We start from the raw sequence: 22475 nt of genomic DNA on the forward strand, positions 1-22475 counted from the left end.
CAGCTATTAACCTTTAACAGTCATTGCTTTCAACATATTACCGTAAACATTATTTAAGTCTGTTAAGTTCTTAGCTAACATTGACATATTTTCTTTGTAAATTTTTGTGTCTTTAGTAGATTCAGAAAGGTTTTGCATCATTTCTGTAACTTGACCTTGGAATTTCTCAGTTGCTTCTAAGTGAGAAGAAGAACCTTTTAATTGTAATTCATATACATTATTCAATGCTGATAAATTTTTAGAAACTTTCTGCATTTGCTCACCGAATGATTGTCCTTCTTCAGTTGAAGATGTCATTCCTGAAATAGCCACTGATGCTCTTTCGTAAGATTCTGATAATTTAGAAACTTTGTCAGAAGCAGACTGTAAACTACTTACATAAGAATCTGTTGCCGCTGCAGCAGATGTAACACCTTTCAATTGTGCTGCATTATCACCTAATGCTTTCATTCCTTCACCTAAACGCTCTAATAATGCGCTGTCAATTTTAGCATCTTGAAGCATGTTGTCAAGTTCTCCGGTTATACCAGAACCACCTTGATTTCCACCTCTTCCTCTACCCACTTGTAATTCTGATGGATCAAAATTCTCATCATTTCCTAAAGCTAATTCAGGATATACAAGCTCCCAATTTGGATCTTCATGTATTGGCTCAAATGCTGAGAATATAAAGATAATTGCTTCAGCTCCAAGTCCAATAACAAGCATTGGTCCGGCACCTGGCCAGTGCATAATTTTAAATAATGCACCAAGTATTACTACTGCAGCTCCAATACCATACAGCTTTGCCATAAAATTTTTCCATCCTTTACTTCCTGGTTTCATAGTTTTTAATTTTTAAGGTTTAACGATTTATTTATTTGTTTTATTTACTTGATTTAACTATTATCTCAATTGAAGATCTTGATCTAATTCTTCACCTCCTTCTTTTGAGAAATCTTTACCACCTCTTCCAAGGTGAGTTGCTACTGATCTAAACCCTATGTAAGATTTAGCAGTATCTTGGTATTCATATGATCTTGTACCGTTTTGTAAATAGTAACCTATATCTTTCCAAGATCCTCCACGAATAACTTTTCTTTTCATTGCAGGTGGATCCCAGTCTAATGCGTTATAACGGTATTCAGGATTCATATCATGTGCCATTTCGTACATTGATTCGTCATAGGCAGTCTCACACCATTCAGCTACGTTTCCAGCCATACAATATAAACCAAATCCATTTGGATTATAAGAGTATGCTTTTACAGTTTGTGTTCCACCATCTTCAGCATAACGACCTCTCATTGGTTTGAAGTTTCCTAAGAAACAACCAGCCGAGTTACGAATGTATGGACCTCCCCAAGGGTATGGTGATAAATCTAAATCCCCTCTTGATGCTCTTTCCCATTCAGCTTCACTTGGTAAACGGAAGTCGTGAACATATATCTCACCCATTGATTCTAACCAACCATTCAATAATTGAGTTCTCCATATGTTAAAGGCCCTAGCTTGTTGCCAAGTAACACCAACTACAGGATAGTTATCATAAGCAGGGTGCCAGAAGTACATTTTAGAAATGTCATCATTGAATGAGTAAGTAAAGTCTCTCACCCACACTAATGTATCTGGATAAACATTGATTGTTTCATCAATTACAAAACGTTGTCTATTGTTATGACCACGAATAGCATTGTTTTGTCCTAATTTGTTTGGATTCCCCAAATCAAGATCTTGACCTGTTTTATCACCTGTGAAAGAATCATCGGCAGTTCGTAAAGTTCTGTGATCTAAATTTTCTTTAATTCCTTGGTTATTGTATCCATCAGGAATGATGTTTACATTTCCTTTTCGAGCAGCTTCAACAATATCAATCCAGAAATACTTGAAATTAAGTTTTCTCACATCGATTTCTTTCCTTTGGTAGAAACGCTGTGCAGATGGATAATACATCTCAGAAAGCAATGGAACTAATTCTTCATCTTCATAAGAAAATTCTCTATCCCAATTCAAAGAGAATTTATCAACGTTCTGAAAACGATCACTTGATTCATATTCTACCCATTCCATGATTCCTTCATCATAATATTCCTCCTGGTAATTAAGGTAACGATCAGCTTCTTCGTCTTCTTCGATGTTTTCATAAATCATTCGACGAGCTATTGAATCCCTTACCCAATGAACAAATTGACGATATTCGTTATTTGTGATCTCAGTTTGATCCATATAGAAGGCAGAGATTGTCACTGTCTTCGAAATAGACTGATGCAAAAAAGGAACATCTTCATCATTTTGACCCATGATGTAAGAACCTTGAGGAATGTAAACCATTCCAAGCGGAACTTCTGGGTAGTAGACTTGTCTACCTTGAACCCCAGTTAAATGACCTGATCTTGTACTACAAGAAGCAAGCATTAAACTGATTAAACCTATAATTAATAATTTCTTCATTCTACTCGTTTTTACTTTCCGATTTACCAAATTTAATATTAGGGCAAATATACTTGTGACTGTTATAACGGAAAAGCTACCAAAATGGTTACAGATTATTTTTAAGTTATTACAAATACCTTGGATTTCTTGCCTTTGTAATTGGAATTGGAGGCAATGGATAACAATATTTAACCATTACTTCATGTGTTCCTGCAGAGATACTAGAGATCCTGTTTGTTGTGATGTCATATGAATAACCAAACGTAAATGAACTCCAGTTAAATCCTGCCATGATTCCAATTGCATCAGTTGTTCTATAAGTTAAACCTGCATACATTACATTGTTCCATAATGCACGAATATTGATGTCTGCACTAAGAAAATTTAAATCTGTTCTAATTAAACCATTTCCTTCAAGTCCTAGTTCACTAATACCAAATGCTTGATCCATTCTGTAACCTCCCATTGCATAATAATGACGTGCTGTATTGAAGTTCAATTGGTCAATTTCAGCTGCCGGAAGATGAGTACTAGATATACCGGCATACCATCCTGTCTCATGCATGTAATACAAACCAAAATTTGCATCTAATGTTGCTTGAGATGTAGAAGTTGGCAATGAAGGGTCAGTATCAATTCCATCAGGTGTTACCCAAGTTGGAGCCATTCCAAAGCTGTTTAGACCAATTGCTGCACCTATTCCTAAAGTACCATTTGCAAGAGCTAAGTGGTATGAATAGTTTAAAGTCACATTGTTTTGTCTAGAATATCCAATTGCATCGTGATAAAATGATATTCCGGCTGCACTAGGGAAGTATTGAGATAAATTTGCCTCTGCATTAGCTAAGACTGAATTTGGTGCTCCATTAAACTTGTCCCACTGATTTCGGTAAATCATTGTACCACAGGCTTGGTGTGACATCCCAACACCAGTTGCTCCGGGGTTAATACTCATCTTGTCGAATATAAAATGCGTCAAGGTCTTGTCCTGCTGGCCGTATGTGTAAAATACCGCAGAGGAAATTAAAATTGAAATAAGTAAAAGTCTTTTCATATATAGCTTTTTTTCAACGGTTTATGCTTAAGATACATCACTATGTTGTTGCATCAGTCGACTAAAGTAGTTAAAATTCTGTAAATAGTAAATAAATAAAATGGTAAATGATGTTTTTTTTGAAAATTCATGTGTTTTTCAGGAAGTTAAAAGCTAAACTAATTTTTGATATGTTTTCCACCATAAATCAGGTACCTCTCCTTTCATAGATTCTTGATATGTGTCATAGCTACATGGAATCATTTGATGACGCATAAACTTAGATTTTTTTGAACCTGGGTAAGGCACCTCAATCCACCATCTTCCTGATTTATTGCTTTTATAAAAAACAATTTCTTCATTTAATTCTTCAAGGAATACTCTAAATTTTGTGTAAGATTTTTTACTTCCGATTGGAAAATCCCCTTTTCTATGTGCGTAGCCTTCATTAAAGTACCATATTAATTGTGCTACTAGTTCATCTGTTACTTTATGGTCATTGCTGTAATAATTGAATATTCCAAAACTTGAAAGCTTATCACTTATTCCTGCATATCTTGTTAGTTGACAAGATTCGTTCGCAAATAGTCCGTTTGGAGCACTATAATTGTTGTTTTGAAGGTCACTTGCTCTAATGCTTGATAAATCGAAACTCAATATATCAGTATTACGCATATAAGGCTCTGCTAATTGAATAGACTGGTTGATTTCTCCTAATCTGCAAACGTCAAAATAAAGTTCATTGAATAGGTCTAATGTTTTATTTGAAATATAATGGTTTTGTGCGCCAATATTCGTAAAGTTAAACAGAAAACAAGGCTTATGTAGTAAAACATGACTTAACCAACCATCATGTGTAACTTCTTTTTCTATATCGCCAAGGTCTAATTTGTTGTCTATGGAAGTTAAGTTAACCATTTGTTCTAATTGCTCATAGGCAGAATAAATCGCATTGGTTATGTCCTGAGTACCACCGATTATAATAGGAATGATATCTTTTTTTATTAATTCTTGACAAACGGTTTGAATAGCATAGGCTGTGTCCTTTAATTCTTTTCCAGGTACAATAGTCCCTAAATCGTAAATCGTGTGTGTCCAGTGGACTCCATTGAATAGTTTATACAACTGACTTCTGAAATTATTCTTGAAATCAACATTGATTTTTTCTGAATGATTTCTGTATTCTGGAACATAGATAATTGCTGTTCCTTTTTTGTCAATGGTGGGAAAGTGACCTTCAGTATTAATAAGGATAGAATTGCCGAGCATTTCCTCAGCATATGTTTCATTTAGAGGAATGCTTTGAAAGTAAAGGGAAATGTCTTTCATAATTGAAGTCTCGTCGAGGGTAAGTTTATTTCTTAAAATAAAAGACTGCATCCAATTTAATGAATGCAGTCTTTTTAAATTGCTTTTTATTTTTTCTTAGCAGATGCTTTTTTTGCAGGAGTTTTCTTCGCTGCTGGTTTTTTCTTCGCCGCAGCTTTCTTTTTGGCAGGAGCCTTTTTTGCTGCTGGCTTTTTAGTAGCTGCTTTTTTTCCTCTTCCCGTTTTCTTAGGTTGATTCTCAGATATTTCGATACATTCTTCGTACGACAATTTCTTTACTGCGTCTTCATCATCTTTAATTTCTTTTGGAAGTTTAAAGTTGTTTTTACCAATTTTTAAATAAGGTCCCCATCTTCCAATTAACAATTGCATGGAATCATCTTCGGGGAAAGTTTTAAGTAATTTTTTAGCGTCTTCAATTCTTTTTTCCTTGATCAATTCAATTGCTCTGTCCAATTCGATATCCATAGGGTCGTCCTCCTTAATAGAAACAAATTTCCCATCATGTTGAACATAAGGTCCAAAACGGCCAATATTTGCTTTTACAACCTTGTCTTCAAATTCACCTAGCTGACGAGGAAGTTTAAACAAGTCCATTACTTCTTCGAAAGTAATTGTTTCAATTGATTGATTTGGACGTAAGCTAGCAAAACGAGCTTTTTTCTCTCCTTCTTCTTCAGTATCACCAATTTGGGCCATTGGACCATAACGTCCAATTCTTACAATCACTTTTTCTCCTGTTTTTGGGTGTTCACCTAAATGACGTTCTCCAGAAGCACGGTCTGAATGTTCTAAAGTATGTTCTACGGTTTTATGGAAAGGATCATAGAAACGTTTTATCATCTCAGTCCATTCTTTTAGTCCGTTTGCGATTTCATCAAACTCTTGCTCTACTTCTGCCGTAAAGTTATAATTTAAGATTTCACCAAAATGTTCAACTAAGAAATCTGTAACAACCATTCCGATATCAGAAGGAGAAAGTTTATTTCTATCTCGTCCTGTTATTTCTGTTGCTTCTTCTTTATTCGTTCCTGAATCATCGAGTGTATATATAAGGTACTTTCTCTCTGTTCCTTCGCGCTCCATTTTTTCTACATATCCTCTTTTTTGAATAGTTGAAATTGTTGGGGCGTAAGTAGATGGTCTACCAATCCCTAATTCTTCTAATTTTTTAACCAGCGAAGCTTCTACATAACGAGGTGCAGCTTTTGAGAACCTTTCTCTCGCTACTATAGATAGTGTTGAAAGTTCTGTTCCTTCTTTTAAATCTGGAAGTAATCCTTCTAATGCTTTATCATCTTCCTCGTCATCGTCCATTTGCGACTCTAAGTATACCTTAAGGAAGCCGTCAAATTTGATAACTTCACCCTTAGCAACGAACAGGTCTTGTACTTCTGGAGCTCCAATTTTAATTGTAGTTCTTTCAAGTTTTGCAGGACTCATCTGTGAGGCAATTGATCTTTTCCAAATCAAGTCATACAATCGGTCTTCATCATTGCCTTTGTTTACCGAAGATACTCCAAAATCCGAAGGACGTATAGCCTCGTGAGCTTCCTGTGCGCCTGCACTTTTACTTTTGTATTTCTTTGGGTTACTATATTCTTTACCGTAATCCTGAATAATGGTGCTTTTTGCGGCTTCCATTGCAGTTTCAGATAAGTTTACACTGTCTGTTCTCATATAAGTAATAAGACCAGCTTCATATAAACTTTGTGCAACTCTCATTGTACGAGAAACACTAAATCCTAACTTTAAACTAGCTTCTTGTTGAAGAGTAGAAGTTATAAAAGGAGCACTTGGGTTTTTCGTTCCAGGTTTTTTAGTTACATCAGTTACTTTAAAGGTTGCTTTGTCACAATCTTTAAGGAATGATTCCACTTCCTTATCTGTACCAATATTATGAGCTAACGTTGCGGCAACTTTGTCTTTACCTTCAGCAAAATCTCCAACTACTCTAAAATAGCTTTCTGGAGTAAAATTCATGATTTCTCTTTCACGTTCAACGATTAATCGAACGGCAACAGATTGAACTCTACCTGCAGATAAGCTTGGCTTCACTTTTTTCCATAAAACTGGTGAAAGTTCGAAACCAACAAGCCTGTCCAGTACACGTCTTGCTTGCTGAGCGTTAACTAACTCTTGATTGATTTCACGAGGTTCTGCAATTGCTTTTTGAACAGCAACCTTGGTAATTTCGTTGAAAGTAATTCGCTTAGTATTTTTATCTTTTAACTTCAAAGTTTCGTAAAGGTGCCAAGAAATAGCCTCACCCTCACGGTCCTCATCAGTTGCTAGCCAAACAACGTCTGCCGCTTTAACTTGTTTTTTTAAATCCGAAACGATAGTTTTTTTATCTGGGCTAACTTCATAATTTGGTTTGAAATTATTTTCGATGTCTATCGCAACTCCTTTTTTTGCCAAATCTCTAACGTGACCATAACTAGAAAGAACGATGAAATCTTTACCAAGATAGCCTTCAATTGTTTTTGCTTTTGCGGGTGACTCTACGATTACTAAATTCTTTGCCATATTGATTACGTTAAATGCTTATTCTGAAATTGAGTGCAAAATAACTCCAAATTAATACGAAATACAAACTTTATTGAGGATTTACTTGTTTTGTTTTTTAAAATGAATGCAAATATGCTTTGAGATTGGCTTTAGTTTTAGTGTTGATTTATGACTTTTTATCAAGTTGAGATATATTTATTAAAAATTAGCTACTGACATTTTGACACCATGAGAAGAAAATATATATTTGCCATTCATAAAATTGAAATTCACCTATGGGAATTGTTTTAGATAAAGATATGGATGAGGCTCGTCAAGGCGAAGCAATCACAATGAATGAAGTTGAAGGAGGTAGGAAATTATACCTGGAGAGTTACGGATGTGCTATGAATTTTTCGGATAGTGAAGTTGTTGCATCAATTTTAACAAATGATGGTTTCTCAACTACACAAGATTCTGAAGAAGCAGATTTGATTTTGATCAATACTTGCAGTATTCGGGAGAATGCAGAGCAAAGGATAAGAAATCGATTAAGACAATTTAATAAAGCTAAAAAGAATAGACCAGGTTTGATAATCGGGATTTTAGGCTGTATGGCAGAGCGTTTAAAGACTAATTTACTTGAAGAAGAAAAACTAGTTGACATTGTTGCTGGACCAGATTCATACAGAGACTTGCCAGGTTTAATTCAGGAAGTAGAGGGCGGACAAAAAGCTGTAAATGTTTTACTTTCTCGTGATGAAACCTATGCCGATATTAGTCCGGTGCGTTTAGATAAAAATGGGGTAACAGGATTTGTGAGTATTACACGAGGGTGTGATAATATGTGTTCTTTCTGTGTTGTTCCATTTACTAGGGGTAGAGAAAGAAGTAGAGATCCTCAAACAATTGTTCAAGAATGTGGAGCTTTATTCAATGCTGGATATAGAGAAGTAACTTTATTAGGGCAAAATGTTGATTCTTACCGTTGGAATATGACGAGTAAAGGAGAGATTAAGGATGAAACGAATCCAACAACTAATTTTGCAGAATTACTGGTAATGGTGGCCCAAGTTCATCCAGATCTTAGAATTCGTTTCTCTACCTCACATCCTAAGGATATGACGGATGATGTTTTGTATGCAATTGCAAATCACAAGAATATTTGTAATTACATTCATTTGCCTGTTCAATCAGGGAATAGCGATATTTTGAAAAAAATGAACAGGGGCTATACTCGTGAGTGGTATATGAATAGGATTGAAGCTATTAATCGCATCATTCCGAATTGTGGAATCACCACAGATATTATTACTGGGTTTTGTGATGAAACTTTAGAGCAGCATGAAGAAACGCTTTCAATAATGAGGGAGGTGAAATATGATACTGCTTATATGTATAAATATTCTGAACGTCCAAAAACTTTAGCAGAAAGAAAGTATGAGGACAATATTCCTGAGGATGAGAAACAAAGACGTTTGGAGGAAATTATTACGCTTCAACATGAGCATAGTTTAGCTATGAACAAAGCCCAGGTAGGTAAAATCGAAGAAGTTTTGGTTGAAACACCTTCAAAGAGGTCGGAGGAGCAAATGATGGGAAGAACAGACCGAAATTTAAAAGTGATTTTTGATCGCAAGGATTCTAAACCAGGAGATTATGTGATGGTTCGCATTACTGATTGTAATAAAGCTTCGTTAAAGGGAGAAATTGTTGAATCAGAATAATCGAAGAAAACTATGAATATTCAACAAATCAAACAGAGGTTTGGAATAATAGGTAATGCACCTGGTTTAAATCGAGCTTTGGAAGTAGCAGCGCAAGTTGCTCCTACCGATATTTCAGTTTTGGTAACAGGAGAAAGCGGAACAGGAAAGGAAATAATCCCTCAAGTTGTTCATCATTTGAGTACTCGAAAACATGGTAGTTATATTGCTGTAAATTGTGGTGCTATTCCTGAAGGTACTATTGATTCAGAGTTATTCGGTCACGAAAAAGGAGCTTTTACTGGAGCCAGTGGAAGTAGAAAAGGATATTTTGAGGAAGCCGATGGGGGAACAATCTTTTTGGATGAAGTAGCGGAATTACCTCAGCAGACTCAAGTTAGACTTTTACGAGTTCTTGAAACAGGTGAATTTATTCGCGTAGGTTCTTCAAAAGTAATCAAGACGAACGTTCGTGTTGTGGCAGCAACAAACGAAAATATGGCTGAGGCAATTCGAAAGAATAAATTTAGAGAAGATTTATTATATCGTTTAAGCACAGTTCCAATTAAACTTCCGCCTCTTAAGGAGCGTAAAGAAGACATTCATTTATTGTTTAGGAAATTCGCAGCGGATTTCGCAGAGAAATATAGAATGCCTACAATAAAATTGACTGATTCTGCGGTTATTGCATTAACAAATTATCCTTGGCCTGGAAATATTCGACAATTGAAAAATATTGTAGAACAAATTTCCGTTATAGAAAATGAACGTGAAATTTCTTTAGAAAAGATGAAGTTTTACCTTCCAGAGGATGTAGTTTCTGGTGTTCCTGCAATTGTTGGCGGTAAATCTCAAGAAAGTGACTCTTTTTCAGACAGAGAATTGATTTACAAATTCTTATTCGACATGAAGAGAGATATGAACGAATTGAAGAAATTGGTCATAGAGATGTTGAACGGAAATAAAGATGTAGATTTAACTGGGACTCAGCGTGATGTTTTAAATCGTGTTTATTCGGATATTTCAAATGAGGATAGTAAGAAATTATTGGAGACAGGAACTAGAGATGAAGTGCGAGAAGAAAGAGATTATTCTGCGCCCGATGAAGTGACAATTGTGGATAGTGATTACCAAGACCATACTGAAGTGGAGGAATCTTTGTCTTTGGAAGAGCGGGAAATGGAATTTGTCAAAAAGGCTTTAGAAAAGCATCATGGCAAAAGAAAAGATGCCGCAAAAGAATTAGGTATTTCTGAGCGAACTTTATATAGAAAGATTAAAGAATACGATTTAAATTAAGGGAAAAACCCATTATGAAAATAATTTATTTAGCAATTTTCGCCTTTTTATTTGCTTCTTGTTGGCCAACAAGTTTGTCTTTTCGTGATGGAAGTGTTCCACCTGAATGGAAACGTTTTATGGTGTCGAATTTAGATAATAAAGCAGCGAATGCACCGATTAGTTATTCTTCTCAACTATCTGAATTGATTAAGGATGGAATACAAAATAGAGTAGGATTAACGCTCGTTTCTGATGAATCTGATGATCCGCAAATATCAATTACAGGTTCTGTTGATTCATATAACGTTACGCCATTATCTTTGCAAGAAAATGCTTCTGAGGTAAAAAATAGGTTAACTATTCGTGCAAGTTTTCAAATTTTTATTTCCGCTCCCGAAGAAGATGTTATGGAATTGAGTAGCTCTCGATTTGCAGATTTTGATGCTTCACAAGATGTGGGAGCAATTCAGCAACAGTTATTAGGAGAAATTAATGATCAGATAGTGCAGGATGTTTTAAATAAATTACTTTCGAATTGGTAATGCTAAACTTCATCGAAATATCAGCTAGAATTGAGAATCCTTCAATGATTAAATTGGAAGATTTAGAAGCTTTGCGCCATTTATCGGAGCGTTATCCTTTTACTTCGGTATTTTCTCAATTGTATCTAAAAGGCTTGGCACTTCATAATACTATTCTTTTTGAATCTGAATTAAAGAACCATGCCTATAAAATTCCAGATCGTGCTCAATTGTTCTATTTAATTCATTCAGTTGAAGAAAAACAGATTGAATTTACTGGGATAGCTGAGGATATTTCGACTAGCGATGATTCAAATGAAGATGAATTGCCACAAGTTACTGAATCCAGTGATATTGAACCAGAGGGTCAAGTTTCTGGTGAATTGGAGTCAGAAGAGTGCTTCATAGAAACGGAAAAAATACCTGAAGAAGCAGGACCTGAACTCGAAGAGGCTAATTCTGCATCAATTATTAAAGAGGAGGATACGAGGCCTGATGAAGAAATTCTGGAGGGAATTATGAATCAGGGGCCTGAGGAAATCCCTGAAGCAACCGAAATTGAGAAAGTAGAAAGTATTTTTGAGGCGCTGGATGCAGAGGAAGCTAAATCACTTTCGACTAGTCAAGAAGAGGAGGTAAGTTCTTTTGATGAGCCTGAAGATGAAATATTAATGCAGGAGTTGGAAAGAATATATTTCCCCAAAGAAAATACTAAAGAAATTGATTTACCGTCTCATTCTAACGATGATTCGCTAAAAGGAGAAGGGTCAATTGATGAAGCGGAGGCAGAATCTGAATCTACTATTGGTTCTTCAGAGAATGATGGAGATGATATTTCTGAAGAAGAGGCTAAAAAAACAGCTGATGTTTCAGATAAGATTAAGAATGTTGGAGATTTAGAACGCGATATTCTAGCGCATGCTGTTAGTTCATCAATATTTATTGAGGTCGATGAATTAGAAGCTGATACTTATCATTTCGAAAGGTTAAAGAAGTTGGATCAAACAGTTCCAAATGAAGATTATGTAACGTCAGATTTAAAATTTGATTTACCTTTATTAGATGATGAAATTGAACTTGATAATGATTTAGGCGAGTCAGCCAGTGATGATACCATAAATAGAAGTGGAACAGAAGATACTTCTTCAAAACCTAATGAAGAGCGAAAAAGCTTTACTTCTTGGATGAATACATCTATAGACAAGGTTGAACCGATTAAGTCAACAAAAAAAACTTTTGATGTTAGTTCAAAAGAAGAGAAAACAGTTGAAAAAGAGGTTGAAAAAGAAAAAAATAAAGAAATTTCACTTCCTGAAAAAAGAAAATCTGAGTTCTTTTCACCAATCAAAAAAGCACGTGAAAGCCTTGATGAATCAAGGCTTCCGGTGAGTGAGACCTTAGCTAAAATATACAGTGCACAGGGCAATTATCCGAAGGCAATTGAAGCTTATGAAAAATTATTGTTGAAATTTCCAGAAAAAAAGAGTTTCTTTGCACTTCAAATTGAAACTTTGAACAGAAAATTAAATTAAAATATGGGAACTTTATTAACTATACTTATTATTATCGCAAGTGTTTTACTTGTGTTACTTGTTTTAATGCAAAATCCTAAAGGAGGAGGATTATCTACTGATTTTGGATCAGCACAACAATTAGGGGGAGTAAAACAAACAAATGATTTCGTTGAGAAAGCAACTTGGAGTTTAGCAGGAATTATTGGTATATTGAGTATAGTAATGACTTTGATGTATCATGAGCCAACTGGCGTTCCAACAAACGATGCGACGCAAGAAACTGAGCAGCCAACAAGCAATGCTCCAGCTTCAAGCACTGCACCAGATGGTAATGTTGAAGAGTAATTAAGAGATTTTAAATAGAATGATTTAATTGTCGGACTATTTATAAAATGAGTTTTTAAAATGTCAGTGTGTCATATACGCTGACATTTTTTTTGTGCTTTATTGTAGCAGTCTGACAAATGTAGTCTGATTGTCAATTGGCATAGAATTGGTCAATCACATGGAATAAAAATTAAACTAAAAAATAATAAATATGTCAGCATTAAAACCATTGGCGGATCGTGTATTGATCGAGCCTATTCCAGCAGAAGAAAAAACGGCTAGCGGAATTATCATTCCAGATGCAGCTAAAGAAAAACCTTTAAAAGGTACAGTAGTAGCCGCAGGAAATGGTAAAAAAGACGAACCAATGACGGTAAAAGAAGGAGATACTGTATTGTTTGGTCAATACTCGGGAACAGAAATCAAAATTGAAGGAAAGACTTATTTGATTATGAAAGAAGCCGATATTTATGGTGTATTTCAAGGGTAGACTTCTTATTTAAAACAATTTTATTAAAAAAATTAAATTCAAAATGGCAAAAGAGATATTATTCGACGAAAAGGCAAGAGAAAAACTAAAAAATGGTGTTGATGCCTTGGCTAATGCAGTAAAAGTTACATTAGGACCAAAAGGACGTAACGTGGTTATCGGGAAGAAATTTGGTTCTCCACACATCACAAAAGATGGTGTTTCTGTAGCAAAAGAAATCGAGTTGAAAGATCCTGTAGAAAATATGGGAGCTCAAATGGTAAAAGAAGTAGCTTCAAGAACTGCTGATATCGCAGGAGATGGAACAACTACAGCAACTGTTTTGGCACAAGCAATAATTACAGCAGGATTGAAAAATGTTACTGCTGGTGCAAATCCAATGGATTTGAAAAGAGGTATAGACAAAGCTGTAAAAGTTATCGTTCAAGAGTTGAAAAAACTTTCTAAAGAAGTTGGTTCGGACAATGATAAAATTAAGCAAATAGCTTCTATTTCTGCAAATAACGACGAAACAATTGGAACACTTATCGCTGAAGCAATGAAAGTTGTTGGAAACGATGGAGTAATTACTGTGGAAGAAGCAAAAGGAATCGAAACTGAGGTGAAAACTGTTGAAGGAATGCAATTCGACAGAGGTTACTTATCACCGTATTTCGTGACCAACACTGAAAAAATGATTGCGGATTTAGAGAATCCATACATTTTGATTTGTGACAAGAAAATTACAAGCATGAAAGAATTGCTTCCTGTTTTAGAGCCAGCGGCTCAGTCTGGAAGACCATTATTGATTATCGCTGAAGATATCGATGGTGAAGCCTTAACTACGCTTGTTGTAAATAGAATTAGAGGTTCTTTAAAAGTTGCAGCTGTAAAAGCTCCAGGATTTGGAGACCGTAGAAAATCAATGTTAGAAGACCTTGCAATTCTTACTGGTGGACAAGTAATTTCAGAAGAGAAAGGATTGTCACTTGAAACTGCTACATTAGACATGTTAGGGACAGCTGAAAAGGTTGAAATTGACAAAGACAATACAACTATCGTTAATGGTTCTGGTAACAAAGAGGCGATTGATGGACGAGTAGCTCAAATAAGAGCTCAGATGGAAACATCTACTTCTGATTATGACAAAGAGAAAATGCAAGAACGTTTGGCTAAATTAGCTGGTGGAGTTGCAGTTCTTTACGTTGGAGCTTCTTCGGAAGTTGAAATGAAAGAAAAGAAAGACCGTGTTGAGGATGCTCTTGCAGCAACTCGTGCAGCGGTTGAAGAAGGTGTTGTTCCTGGTGGTGGAGTCGCTTTGTTAAGAACTTTAGTTGGTTTAGTTGATCTAAAGGGAGAGAATGAAGACGAAACTACAGGTATTGAAATCGTAAGAAGAGCGGTTGAAGAGCCATTACGTCAAATTGTTAAAAACGCAGGAAATGAAGGAGCAGTAATCGTTCAAAAAGTTCTTGAAGGAAAAGATGATTTTGGTTATAATGCTAGAACTGAAAATTACGAAAATTTACTTGCTGCTGGAGTATTAGATCCAACGAAAGTTACACGTATTGCAATTGAAAACGCTGCATCTATCGCATCTATGTTGTTGACAACGGAGTGTGTGATTGTTGACGAACCAGAAGACGAAAGTAATGGTGGAGCAATGGGCGGCGGAATGCCAGGTGGAATGCCAGGTATGATGTAATCAAAGAAAGAATATGTTTTGAAGGGCGGTCTCAATTTGTTGGGGTCGCCTTTTTTTTATGGTTTTATGGGCGGTTTCAAACCGTCTGTGAATTGAGCTGTTAGTGGCAAAATGCATTAGTCCTCATCCATGGCTTTAATTGTTTAAAAGCGAAAAAAAAGAAAAATAAATTATTTTTAAGACAATCGATCCGTTAAGATTTTCATTTCGATGACAGGGGAGATACGTTCATAAATAATGTTGTTGACCGCTTCAACGATTGGCATTTCAACATTGAACTTTTTATTGATTTCCATTACAGATTTCACAGCGTAGTAACCTTCAGCAATCATGTCCATTTCCATTTGGGCAATTTTCACTGAATAACCTTTCCCAATCATAAAACCAAAAGTTCTGTTTCTTGAGAATTTGGAATAAGCAGTTACAAGTAAATCACCTAGGTATGCGCTACTTTTTACATCTCTATGAATTGGGCTTACTTCGTCAATAAAGTTTTCAATTTCTTGAATTGCGTTTGAGATGAGAACTGCTTGGAAATTATCTCCGTAGCCTAAGCCTGCACAAATTCCCGAAGCAATTGCATAAACATTCTTAAGAATTGCCGAAAGTTCTGTTCCAAATAAATCATCCGAAGTGGTTGTTTTGATGTATCTAGTTCTCAGTCTTTCAGCCATATTATCCGCGATATCTTCGTCTTGACATACAATGGTGAGATAAGATAGTCTTTCAAGTGCCACTTCTTCAGCGTGACAAGGACCACATATTATACCTATTTGATCATAAGCTGTACCGAATGTTTTATGAATAAAACGTGCCGGAATTGCATGATATTCTGGAATAATTCCTTTGACTGCAGAAAAAACTGTTTTCCCTTCAAACAAGTCAATTGGAAAATCATTAAAAATAGAAGAGAGAAAAGCAGATGGAGTAGCGATAATAATGATGTCAGAAGCAGCAATGACCTCTTGCAAGTCAGTGCTTACAATGATTTTATCGGTTTTTAATTCAACTGATTGTAGGTATTTAAGATTACGTCGGTATTTTAGAATGTTCTCGACAGCGTCTTCATTTCTCATCCACCAATTTACTTTCGATACATTCTCAGTAAGTATTTTTATCAATGCAGTTGCCCAGCTTCCGCCACCAATAACACCTATTATTTGTTCTGATTTATCCATAGTACTTCTTACAAAAATACATATTCTTCTTAATTGCTAATGTTTTTAAGGATTAATCTTCATAAATTAATTTAGATGAGGCTGGATTTTAAAATTATTTTCCATTTAACCCAATTTTTTTTTAGATTTATTTTTGTAAAAATTTCCTTTTAAAGTTTGGTGGTTGTACTATTTTAATACTTTTACATCGTTATTTTAAAACTGTCAAATTGAAGATTATGAGTAGTAATAAGCCAAGAGTTGTTAAAGATTATGCTAAGTTAGATAAGTTGGTAAAACAGCAAATCAAATTAAATTATCCGGAGGGTTTTGAGGATAATCTTATAAAGTTTAAAAATAAAGATGGGCACACTGTAAGTGCACTTCCATTTGAAACGGAAGATTATTACTATTTAATTAGGATGACGATAAGCCAAGCTCAAGAAATTATTGAGGATGATGACGATTACGATGATGAAGGTTTCTTGAAAGAGGAAGTTAAAGAGGAGTACGAGGAGGATGATATCGATGAAGAGTTTGAATAAGAACTTTATATCGAAATATTAAAATAATAATTGGTTGATGAATATTGCGAATAGCATAGATTGACCAAAAAATATAATTTAATTTTAAAAGACGACTTTATGTCGTCTTTTCTCGTTTTGTTTAGAAATTGAGAATTGATTTATCAAATTTTCAAATCTCTTTAACGGTTTTTTTATAATTCACATTTGTTCTGCTGAATAATAAATGAAGTATAAGGTATATTAATGCTAATCCTGCAACGTATGCCCCAAAAGTAAATGCAAAGTTTAAACTTTCAGGGGTGTTATTATAGATGGATAATGTGCTGGCTGCCCCAAATAAAATTCCAAATTCCAGCGCTATAAATAAGGTTCCCGATCCAACACCTCTTCTATGAGTCGGAGACAAATCAGCCATCCAAGCAAATAGTGTAGGTGAGCTAATTCCAGTAGCTATTCCGAAAATGAATGATGCTGAGGTATACCAAAATGCTGTTTCAGCAAAACCTGTCATTAACATGGCAATAATTAAGATCGAAACTCCCATTATTAATGCCTGACGTCTTCCTATAATATCAGAAAGTTTTCCTGCGAATAGCCGCACAGCGATAGTTGAAACGACATAGAAAACATAATACCAGCCCTTATTTTCGATTCCTAAATATACTGATTTGTCAGGAGTGAGTACTAAAATTAAACCTGTACATATTGTTGTAAGGAACATAACCATTGCTGCTGGTAGCACATTTTTTTCGAAAACATCTCCAATATTAATTTTAAAAATACTGAATTTAATTGGTTGGGGGGTGGGTAAAGTTTCTTTAACTGAATGGATTAAAAGTAAGGAGATGACTGCTGTTAAACTAGAAATTATAAATAAACCATTGAGCGAAAAGGTATTGGCAATTGGAGTTCCGAGGCCTTGACCTACAACTAAACCTAAGGCTATTCCTGTTCCAAAAACACCCATCCCTTGACCGCGTTTTTCAGGAGGTAGAATATCAGTTACTAGAGCAGTTGCACCGGTCGGAAGAAATCCTGTTGAGAATCCATGAAAAAACCTTAATGTTAGAAAAAATGTAATTGTACCACTTAAAGGATAAATTAGGGTAATAATGATACTCACGACTGTACCCACATACATCGTGCTTTTTCTTCCTACAATGTCTGCCATTTTTCCAGAAAAAGGTCTTGAAATCGCTGCTGTTAGCGTGAAAAGTCCTATAATCAAACCTTTGAAGGCTTCACCACCTAATAAAGTTATGAATTCATTGAGTTCGGGGATAATAAGGTTGAATGAAACCATAAAGAAAAACATTCCCAAAGACAAGGCCCAAAAATTCCTGCTGTAAGTCATAAAGTTCAAAAATGTAAAATTAGTTAAACCAATCTTACTTGAACATTTTGTACTTCAAAATTGTTACATTAACATGAAAAACTCAATGAATTATATTTTGCAAAATATCACAATACTATTTTTAGCTTTTTCGTTGTTGTCTTGTACGCATTTAAAGGACGAAGGTAATAACGAGGTTCAGCTATCAGAAATTTCCAACTCTTCTATAGAGAATTCTGACCTTGATTTGGAAGATACGATAAAGAAAATAACGAAGACAGATGCGGAATGGAAGCGTCAGTTATCAGATGAGCAGTACTATGTAAGCAGACAGGCTGGAACTGAACGTGCTTTTACCGGGAAGTATTGGGACAATAAACAAGAAGGAATTTACCACTGCATAGGTTGTAACTTACCATTGTTTAGTTCATCAACAAAGTTTAAATCAGGAACAGGTTGGCCAAGTTTTTATATTCCATTGAATGATAAAGTAGTGACAGAAGTTGCTGATAATTCGAATGGATGGAACAGGGTAGAAGTTGTTTGTACAAGATGTGACGGTCATTTGGGACATGTGTTTGAAGATGGACCTCAACCTACTGGCTTAAGATATTGTTTAAACTCTGCAGCACTCAATTTCGAGAAAAAGTAGTTAGTTTAATTTTCCGTTATATTCTAAGATAAAGCGAGGAACATTTACTTTAAAAGTACTTGTTTGCTCACCTTGATCGTTAATGGTAACAAAATTGTAATATCCTTCCATGAATCCAATTCCGGATGATAAATCGCAACCCGATGTGTAAATATGAGTTTCACCAGGTTCTAATGTTGGTTGTTCTCCAATCACTCCTTGACCTTCTACAATTCTAGTTGGGGCAAGTGAGTCCATAATTTTCCAATGTCTTGAAATTAATTGAACTCTATTGTGACTCAAATTTTCAATTTTTATGGAGTAATTAAAAAAGTATAGATTTTTATCTAATTGTGTTAAATCTGATCGGAATAGTGCATTTACCGTAATTTTGATTCCTTTTGTGATGGCAACATTCATGATTTTGATATATATTAAAAAGTCAGAATATTCTTAAATATTTTTTATAAATATAATTCTACATTAGAAAAGTACTAAAAATATTATAGTATATAACGGATATCAATGGAAATTATTATTTAGATTCATTCTAAATTGTTAGTAGATCATCGTAAAGCAACTTTTACTACCCCTAAATTCGAACAAATTCATATTTTTGTGCTCTAAATAAAATGTCTGTATAAACATGTCAAAGACGGTTAGACTTAAGAAAGGACTTGATATCAAGTTGCTCGGTGAAGCCGACCAAGTTACGGTGACGGCTAAAATGCCAACCATGGTCGCATTAAAGCCTTCTGATTTTCATGGATTAGTTCCGAAAGTCGTATTAAAAGAAGGGGAAAAGGTAAAACGCGGGGAAGTTGTGTTTTACGATAAATATAACAAGGATGTAAAGTTTGTGTCTCCTGTAACTGGGACTATCTCTGAAATATTGAGAGGGGAAAAAAGGCGTATTTTAGAAATACGAATTTTGGTTGCGGCAACAGACGAAGCAATTCAGTTAAATCCAGTAGATCCTTCCTCGATTTCTCGAGAAGAGGTGAAGTCAACAATGTTGGCAAACGGATTATGGCCTTTTGTGAAACAACGTCCATTGGATAAGATCGCTGATCCTTCAGTGACTCCGAAATCAATATTTATTTCTGCATTTGATTCATCTCCATTAGCTCCAGATTATGATTTTATTCTTCATGGTCAGGATCAATTTTTTCAGCATGGTTTAAATGCTTTAGCGAAATTGACTGATGGTAAAGTGAATATTACTTTAAATGGTAAAGGTTCACCAGATGAGTGTTTCAAGAATGCGAAGAACGTTGAAATCAACAAGATTGTTGGTAAACATCCAGCTGGAAATGTAGGTACACAGATTCATCACTTTGATCCAATTGATAAAGGGGAATTTGTATTTACTTTAAATCCTCAAGATGTTGTTACCATAGGTAAGTTTTTCGCTGAAGGTCAATTTGACGCTTCACGAATTGTTGCTTTGACAGGTTCAGAGGTTGAAGAAAGTGCAAGGAAATATTATAAAACAATTATTGGTGCTAGAGTAGATTCTATTATTGATAGTAGTTTAACAAATAATAATGTTCGTGTAGTGAGCGGTAACGCTTTGACTGGTGAGGCGATTGGGCAAGAAGGTTTTTTAGGATTTTATGACGCACATATTACTGTTCTTCCAGAAGGAGATGATTATAAGTTCTTCCTGACTGAAGGATGGTTAGCACCTGGTTTCGATAAATATTCTAGCCATAGATTGTATCCAACTTGGTTAATGCCAAATAAGAAACAACGTTTAGACACCAATTTGAATGGTGAAGTACGTGGTTTTGTTGTAACTGGAGAAATGGAAAAGGTATTGCCTTTTGATATTTTACCAATGCAATTAATCAAGGCAATTATGGTAAATGATATTGATGCAATGGAACAATTAGGGATTTATGAAATCGCTCCTGAGGACTTTGCATTATGTGAATATGTATGTACATCTAAAATAGCTATTCAGGAAAAGATCCGTGAGGGTTTAGATGTAATCGAAGAAGAATGCATGTAACATGTTAAATTATAAATTTTAGGAAATTGAAAGCATTAAAAAAAATCATTCAAAATCTTGACCCAAAGTTTGAGAAGGGTGGAAAGTGGGAGAAAATGTACCCGCTTTATGAAACACTCTCAACTTTTTTGTTTACGCCAAAGCACGTTACAAAGAGAGGGGCACATATCCGTGACGGAGTTGATTTAAAACGTACCATGTTTATGGTTGTTTTAGCTATGATTCCAGCATTATTGTTTGGTATTTATAATACCGGGCACTGGCACTATGAATTACAATCTTACCTTAATCCTGAACAATATGGAGCGTATAGCGACTATTTAACAGGTTTTGGAGATAAAGTACTGTATGGAGTATTGCAAGTTCTACCATTAGTAATCGTTTCATATGGGGTCGGTTTAGCCATAGAATTTATCTTTGGATTTGTTCGAGGGCACGGTCTTCATGAAGGATTCTTGGTTTCAGGAATGTTAATTCCATTAATTATGCCAGCTGACGTTCCATTGTGGATGGTTGGTGTTGCAACAGCATTTGCAGTTGTAATTGGTAAAGAAGTTTTTGGAGGAACAGGAATGAACATCGTAAATATCGCTCTTACAGCACGTGCATTTTTATTCTTTGCTTATCCTACAGCGATGTCAGGAGATAAAGTATGGAAATCAGGTACAACTGATGTAATTGCAGAAAATGGCGGGACACTTCCTGATGGAGCTTCTGGAGCGACAGCTTTAGGAGATATTGCATCCTTTGTTGGAGATTCTCCTGTGGTTGCTGGAGAAACATTATCTGCTAGTGCATCAAGTGCAGAATTACTACAAAAATTTGAAGGTGCTTATGATCCATTGCACGCTATTATTGGAATGATTCCTGGTTCGGTTGGTGAAACTTCTATGATTGCTATTGGATTGGGAGCTCTTTTACTATTGTATACAGGAGTTGCTTCATGGAGAATTATCCTTTCTTTCTTTGCAGGAGGATTTGTATTTGGTTTATTGATGAACTTAATGGGAGCAAATGCTTATATGGATATGCCAGCATACTATCATCTAATTATAGGAGGGTTTGCTTTTGGTGCGGTCTTTATGGCGACAGATCCGGTTACAGCTTCTCAAACTCAATACGGTAAATTATGGTATGGATTCTTAGGGGGTGGATTAGCAGTTTTAATCCGTGTTCTAAACCCTGCTTATCCTGAGGGAGTAATGCTAGCTATTTTGTTTATGAATATTATGGCTCCATTAATTGACCATTATGTGGTTCAAGCAAATATTTCTAGACGTAAAAAACGATTTAAAACAGCTTAGATATGAAAGTTAATAAAGATGCAAACGGTTATACATTTGCCTTCTCAATTATATTAGTAATAGTTGTAGGAGTCATTCTTTCTTCCCTTTCAATAGGGTTAGGTCCATTGAAGAAAGCAAATGTAGAAGTAAAGAAAAAAATGAATATTCTTTCTGCTTTAGGTGTTGAATCAACACGTAAGGATGGAAGTGATAAGTACGAACAATTCGTAAACGATAGCTATGTTATTTCTCACAATGGAGTTTTACAAGAAAACTTACCAGAAGAGAAACAAGCTTTTAGCTTAGATGTTCAAAAGCAATTTAGAGATAAAACAATTAAGTTAGAGGATAGACTTTATCCAATTTTTGAAGCCGAAAAGGAAGGTGAAATACTTTATGTTTTACCGGTGGTTGGAAAAGGACTTTGGGGACCAATTTGGGGATTCATTGCTTTGGCTGATGATTTTGAAACTATTGTAGGAACTTCATTTGACCACAAAGGAGAAACTCCTGGATTAGGAGCTGAAATTTCTCAAAGTTTCTTTGAGAACCGTTACAATGGTGAGAAAATAGCTAACAATGGTAGTTTCACCGAAATTAAAGTTGTTCAAAACGGTTCAGGTTTCGAAGATCAAAAGGTTGACGGTATCACGGGAGGGACAATAACCTCGAAAGGTGTTGAGAAAATGGTAAATGAGACCATGGAAGTTTATTATAAATATTTCAGTAAAAATAAATAGT

Annotated in this window: 20 protein-coding genes; 12 read left to right on the forward strand and 8 right to left on the reverse strand. The window is 35.2% G+C overall.

Annotated features, from left to right (window positions below; all coding sequences use genetic code 11):
* Nucleotides 1-6: 6 nt before the first annotated feature.
* The 5 genes from porL to topA all read right to left on the reverse strand — a co-directional run bounded on the left by porL (nt 7) and on the right by topA (nt 7302).
* Nucleotides 7-825 carry a type IX secretion system motor protein PorL/GldL gene (gene porL / locus C6368_RS08690; protein ID WP_107038807.1) on the reverse strand — a complete coding sequence of 273 codons (819 nt, stop codon included), beginning with the start codon at nt 823-825 and terminating at the stop codon, nt 7-9.
* Nucleotides 826-885: 60 nt separating this feature from the next.
* Entirely contained in the window at nt 886-2430 is a 1545-nt protein-coding gene (porK, locus tag C6368_RS08695; protein WP_107038808.1) for a T9SS ring complex lipoprotein PorK/GldK, read from the reverse strand.
* Between the two features lie 109 nt (nt 2431-2539).
* A complete protein-coding gene (locus C6368_RS08700; RefSeq protein WP_107038809.1) occupies nt 2540-3466 on the reverse strand; it encodes a PorP/SprF family type IX secretion system membrane protein in 927 nt (308 codons plus the stop codon).
* A 153-nt stretch (nt 3467-3619) separates the two neighbouring features.
* Nucleotides 3620-4774 (reverse strand): arginase family protein, encoded by a 1155-nt coding sequence (locus C6368_RS08705; protein ID WP_159038520.1) that lies wholly within the window; start codon nt 4772-4774, stop codon nt 3620-3622.
* Between the two features lie 86 nt (nt 4775-4860).
* Nucleotides 4861-7302 carry a type I DNA topoisomerase gene (gene topA / locus C6368_RS08710; RefSeq protein ID WP_107038811.1) on the reverse strand — a complete coding sequence of 814 codons (2442 nt, stop codon included), beginning with the start codon at nt 7300-7302 and terminating at the stop codon, nt 4861-4863.
* Between the two features lie 257 nt (nt 7303-7559).
* Here topA and miaB point away from each other — a divergent pair, with 257 nt between their 5' ends.
* The 7 genes from miaB to groL all read left to right on the forward strand — a co-directional run bounded on the left by miaB (nt 7560) and on the right by groL (nt 14786).
* Nucleotides 7560-8990, forward strand: a complete 1431-nt coding sequence (gene miaB / locus C6368_RS08715) for a tRNA (N6-isopentenyl adenosine(37)-C2)-methylthiotransferase MiaB (protein WP_107038812.1) — start codon at nt 7560-7562, stop codon at nt 8988-8990.
* A 12-nt stretch (nt 8991-9002) separates the two neighbouring features.
* Nucleotides 9003-10268 carry a sigma-54 interaction domain-containing protein gene (locus C6368_RS08720; RefSeq protein WP_107038813.1) on the forward strand — a complete coding sequence of 422 codons (1266 nt, stop codon included), beginning with the start codon at nt 9003-9005 and terminating at the stop codon, nt 10266-10268.
* Between the two features lie 14 nt (nt 10269-10282).
* On the forward strand, nt 10283-10792 hold the full coding sequence (gene lptE, locus C6368_RS08725) for an LPS assembly lipoprotein LptE (protein ID WP_107038814.1): 510 nt from the start codon (nt 10283-10285) through the stop codon (nt 10790-10792).
* Complete coding sequence (locus C6368_RS08730; RefSeq protein WP_107038815.1) at nt 10792-12303, forward strand: tetratricopeptide repeat protein; 1512 nt, start codon at nt 10792-10794, stop codon at nt 12301-12303. Before lptE ends, C6368_RS08730 begins: the two co-directional genes overlap by 1 nt.
* 3 nt (nt 12304-12306) lie before the next feature.
* Nucleotides 12307-12630: a preprotein translocase subunit SecG gene (secG, locus tag C6368_RS08735; protein ID WP_107038816.1), complete on the forward strand. Its 324-nt coding sequence runs from the start codon at nt 12307-12309 to the stop codon at nt 12628-12630.
* Nucleotides 12631-12823: 193 nt separating this feature from the next.
* Nucleotides 12824-13102 carry a co-chaperone GroES gene (locus C6368_RS08740; protein WP_107038817.1) on the forward strand — a complete coding sequence of 93 codons (279 nt, stop codon included), beginning with the start codon at nt 12824-12826 and terminating at the stop codon, nt 13100-13102.
* Between the two features lie 43 nt (nt 13103-13145).
* A complete protein-coding gene (gene groL / locus C6368_RS08745; RefSeq protein ID WP_107038818.1) occupies nt 13146-14786 on the forward strand; it encodes a chaperonin GroEL in 1641 nt (546 codons plus the stop codon).
* A gap of 176 nt (nt 14787-14962) precedes the next feature.
* Here groL and C6368_RS08750 read toward each other — a convergent pair whose 3' ends face one another.
* Nucleotides 14963-15964, reverse strand: a complete 1002-nt coding sequence (locus C6368_RS08750) for an NAD(P)H-dependent glycerol-3-phosphate dehydrogenase (RefSeq protein ID WP_107038819.1) — start codon at nt 15962-15964, stop codon at nt 14963-14965.
* Between the two features lie 218 nt (nt 15965-16182).
* Between C6368_RS08750 and C6368_RS08755 the strand changes: the two genes are divergently transcribed.
* The gene (locus tag C6368_RS08755; RefSeq protein ID WP_107038820.1) at nt 16183-16488 is read left to right on the forward strand and encodes a hypothetical protein; all 306 of its coding nucleotides are present in this window, start codon (nt 16183-16185) and stop codon (nt 16486-16488) included.
* Between the two features lie 151 nt (nt 16489-16639).
* On the opposite strand, the gene C6368_RS08760 is transcribed toward C6368_RS08755, so the two are convergent.
* Nucleotides 16640-17824: an MFS transporter gene (locus tag C6368_RS08760; RefSeq protein WP_107038821.1), complete on the reverse strand. Its 1185-nt coding sequence runs from the start codon at nt 17822-17824 to the stop codon at nt 16640-16642.
* 85 nt (nt 17825-17909) lie between these two features.
* On the opposite strand from C6368_RS08760, the gene msrB reads away from it, so the two are divergent.
* Nucleotides 17910-18455 (forward strand): peptide-methionine (R)-S-oxide reductase MsrB, encoded by a 546-nt coding sequence (gene msrB / locus C6368_RS08765; RefSeq protein ID WP_107038940.1) that lies wholly within the window; start codon nt 17910-17912, stop codon nt 18453-18455.
* Here msrB and apaG read toward each other — a convergent pair whose 3' ends face one another.
* A complete protein-coding gene (gene apaG / locus C6368_RS08770) occupies nt 18456-18854 on the reverse strand; it encodes a Co2+/Mg2+ efflux protein ApaG (RefSeq protein WP_107038822.1) in 399 nt (132 codons plus the stop codon).
* A 226-nt stretch (nt 18855-19080) separates the two neighbouring features.
* Between apaG and C6368_RS08775 the strand changes: the two genes are divergently transcribed.
* The 3 genes from C6368_RS08775 to nqrC are packed head-to-tail and all read left to right on the forward strand — an operon-like array spanning nt 19081 to nt 22474.
* Nucleotides 19081-20448 (forward strand): Na(+)-translocating NADH-quinone reductase subunit A, encoded by a 1368-nt coding sequence (locus tag C6368_RS08775; protein ID WP_107038823.1) that lies wholly within the window; start codon nt 19081-19083, stop codon nt 20446-20448.
* Nucleotides 20449-20474: 26 nt separating this feature from the next.
* Nucleotides 20475-21752, forward strand: coding sequence for an NADH:ubiquinone reductase (Na(+)-transporting) subunit B (locus C6368_RS08780; RefSeq protein ID WP_107038824.1), 1278 nt, complete (start codon nt 20475-20477; stop codon nt 21750-21752).
* A gap of 2 nt (nt 21753-21754) precedes the next feature.
* The gene (gene nqrC / locus C6368_RS08785; RefSeq protein ID WP_107038825.1) at nt 21755-22474 is read left to right on the forward strand and encodes an NADH:ubiquinone reductase (Na(+)-transporting) subunit C; all 720 of its coding nucleotides are present in this window, start codon (nt 21755-21757) and stop codon (nt 22472-22474) included.
* Nucleotide 22475: the final 1 nt, after the last annotated feature.

Origin of the sequence: Brumimicrobium mesophilum, from assembly GCF_003025005.1 — a bacterium.
Taxonomy (GTDB): Bacteria; Bacteroidota; Bacteroidia; order Flavobacteriales_D; family Crocinitomicaceae; genus Brumimicrobium; species Brumimicrobium mesophilum.

What these genes read in the sequence shown, in the direction of transcription:
- C6368_RS08705 (WP_159038520.1), bottom strand. Translation starts at nt 4,774, where the DNA reads ATGAAAGACATTTCCCTTTACTTTCAAAGCATTCCTCTAAATGAAACA.
- topA (WP_107038811.1), bottom strand. Translation starts at nt 7,302, where the DNA reads ATGGCAAAGAATTTAGTAATCGTAGAGTCACCCGCAAAAGCAAAAACA.
- C6368_RS08730 (WP_107038815.1), top strand. Translation starts at nt 10,792, where the DNA reads ATGCTAAACTTCATCGAAATATCAGCTAGAATTGAGAATCCTTCAATG.
- C6368_RS08755 (WP_107038820.1), top strand. Translation starts at nt 16,183, where the DNA reads ATGAGTAGTAATAAGCCAAGAGTTGTTAAAGATTATGCTAAGTTAGAT.
- apaG (WP_107038822.1), bottom strand. Translation starts at nt 18,854, where the DNA reads ATGAATGTTGCCATCACAAAAGGAATCAAAATTACGGTAAATGCACTA.
- porL (WP_107038807.1), bottom strand. Translation starts at nt 825, where the DNA reads ATGAAACCAGGAAGTAAAGGATGGAAAAATTTTATGGCAAAGCTGTAT.
- nqrC (WP_107038825.1), top strand. Translation starts at nt 21,755, where the DNA reads ATGAAAGTTAATAAAGATGCAAACGGTTATACATTTGCCTTCTCAATT.
- C6368_RS08760 (WP_107038821.1), bottom strand. Translation starts at nt 17,824, where the DNA reads ATGACTTACAGCAGGAATTTTTGGGCCTTGTCTTTGGGAATGTTTTTC.
- C6368_RS08750 (WP_107038819.1), bottom strand. Translation starts at nt 15,964, where the DNA reads ATGGATAAATCAGAACAAATAATAGGTGTTATTGGTGGCGGAAGCTGG.
- lptE (WP_107038814.1), top strand. Translation starts at nt 10,283, where the DNA reads ATGAAAATAATTTATTTAGCAATTTTCGCCTTTTTATTTGCTTCTTGT.
- secG (WP_107038816.1), top strand. Translation starts at nt 12,307, where the DNA reads ATGGGAACTTTATTAACTATACTTATTATTATCGCAAGTGTTTTACTT.
- porK (WP_107038808.1), bottom strand. Translation starts at nt 2,430, where the DNA reads ATGAAGAAATTATTAATTATAGGTTTAATCAGTTTAATGCTTGCTTCT.
- miaB (WP_107038812.1), top strand. Translation starts at nt 7,560, where the DNA reads ATGGGAATTGTTTTAGATAAAGATATGGATGAGGCTCGTCAAGGCGAA.
- msrB (WP_107038940.1), top strand. Translation starts at nt 17,910, where the DNA reads ATGAATTATATTTTGCAAAATATCACAATACTATTTTTAGCTTTTTCG.
- C6368_RS08775 (WP_107038823.1), top strand. Translation starts at nt 19,081, where the DNA reads ATGTCAAAGACGGTTAGACTTAAGAAAGGACTTGATATCAAGTTGCTC.
- C6368_RS08700 (WP_107038809.1), bottom strand. Translation starts at nt 3,466, where the DNA reads ATGAAAAGACTTTTACTTATTTCAATTTTAATTTCCTCTGCGGTATTT.
- C6368_RS08740 (WP_107038817.1), top strand. Translation starts at nt 12,824, where the DNA reads ATGTCAGCATTAAAACCATTGGCGGATCGTGTATTGATCGAGCCTATT.
- groL (WP_107038818.1), top strand. Translation starts at nt 13,146, where the DNA reads ATGGCAAAAGAGATATTATTCGACGAAAAGGCAAGAGAAAAACTAAAA.
- C6368_RS08720 (WP_107038813.1), top strand. Translation starts at nt 9,003, where the DNA reads ATGAATATTCAACAAATCAAACAGAGGTTTGGAATAATAGGTAATGCA.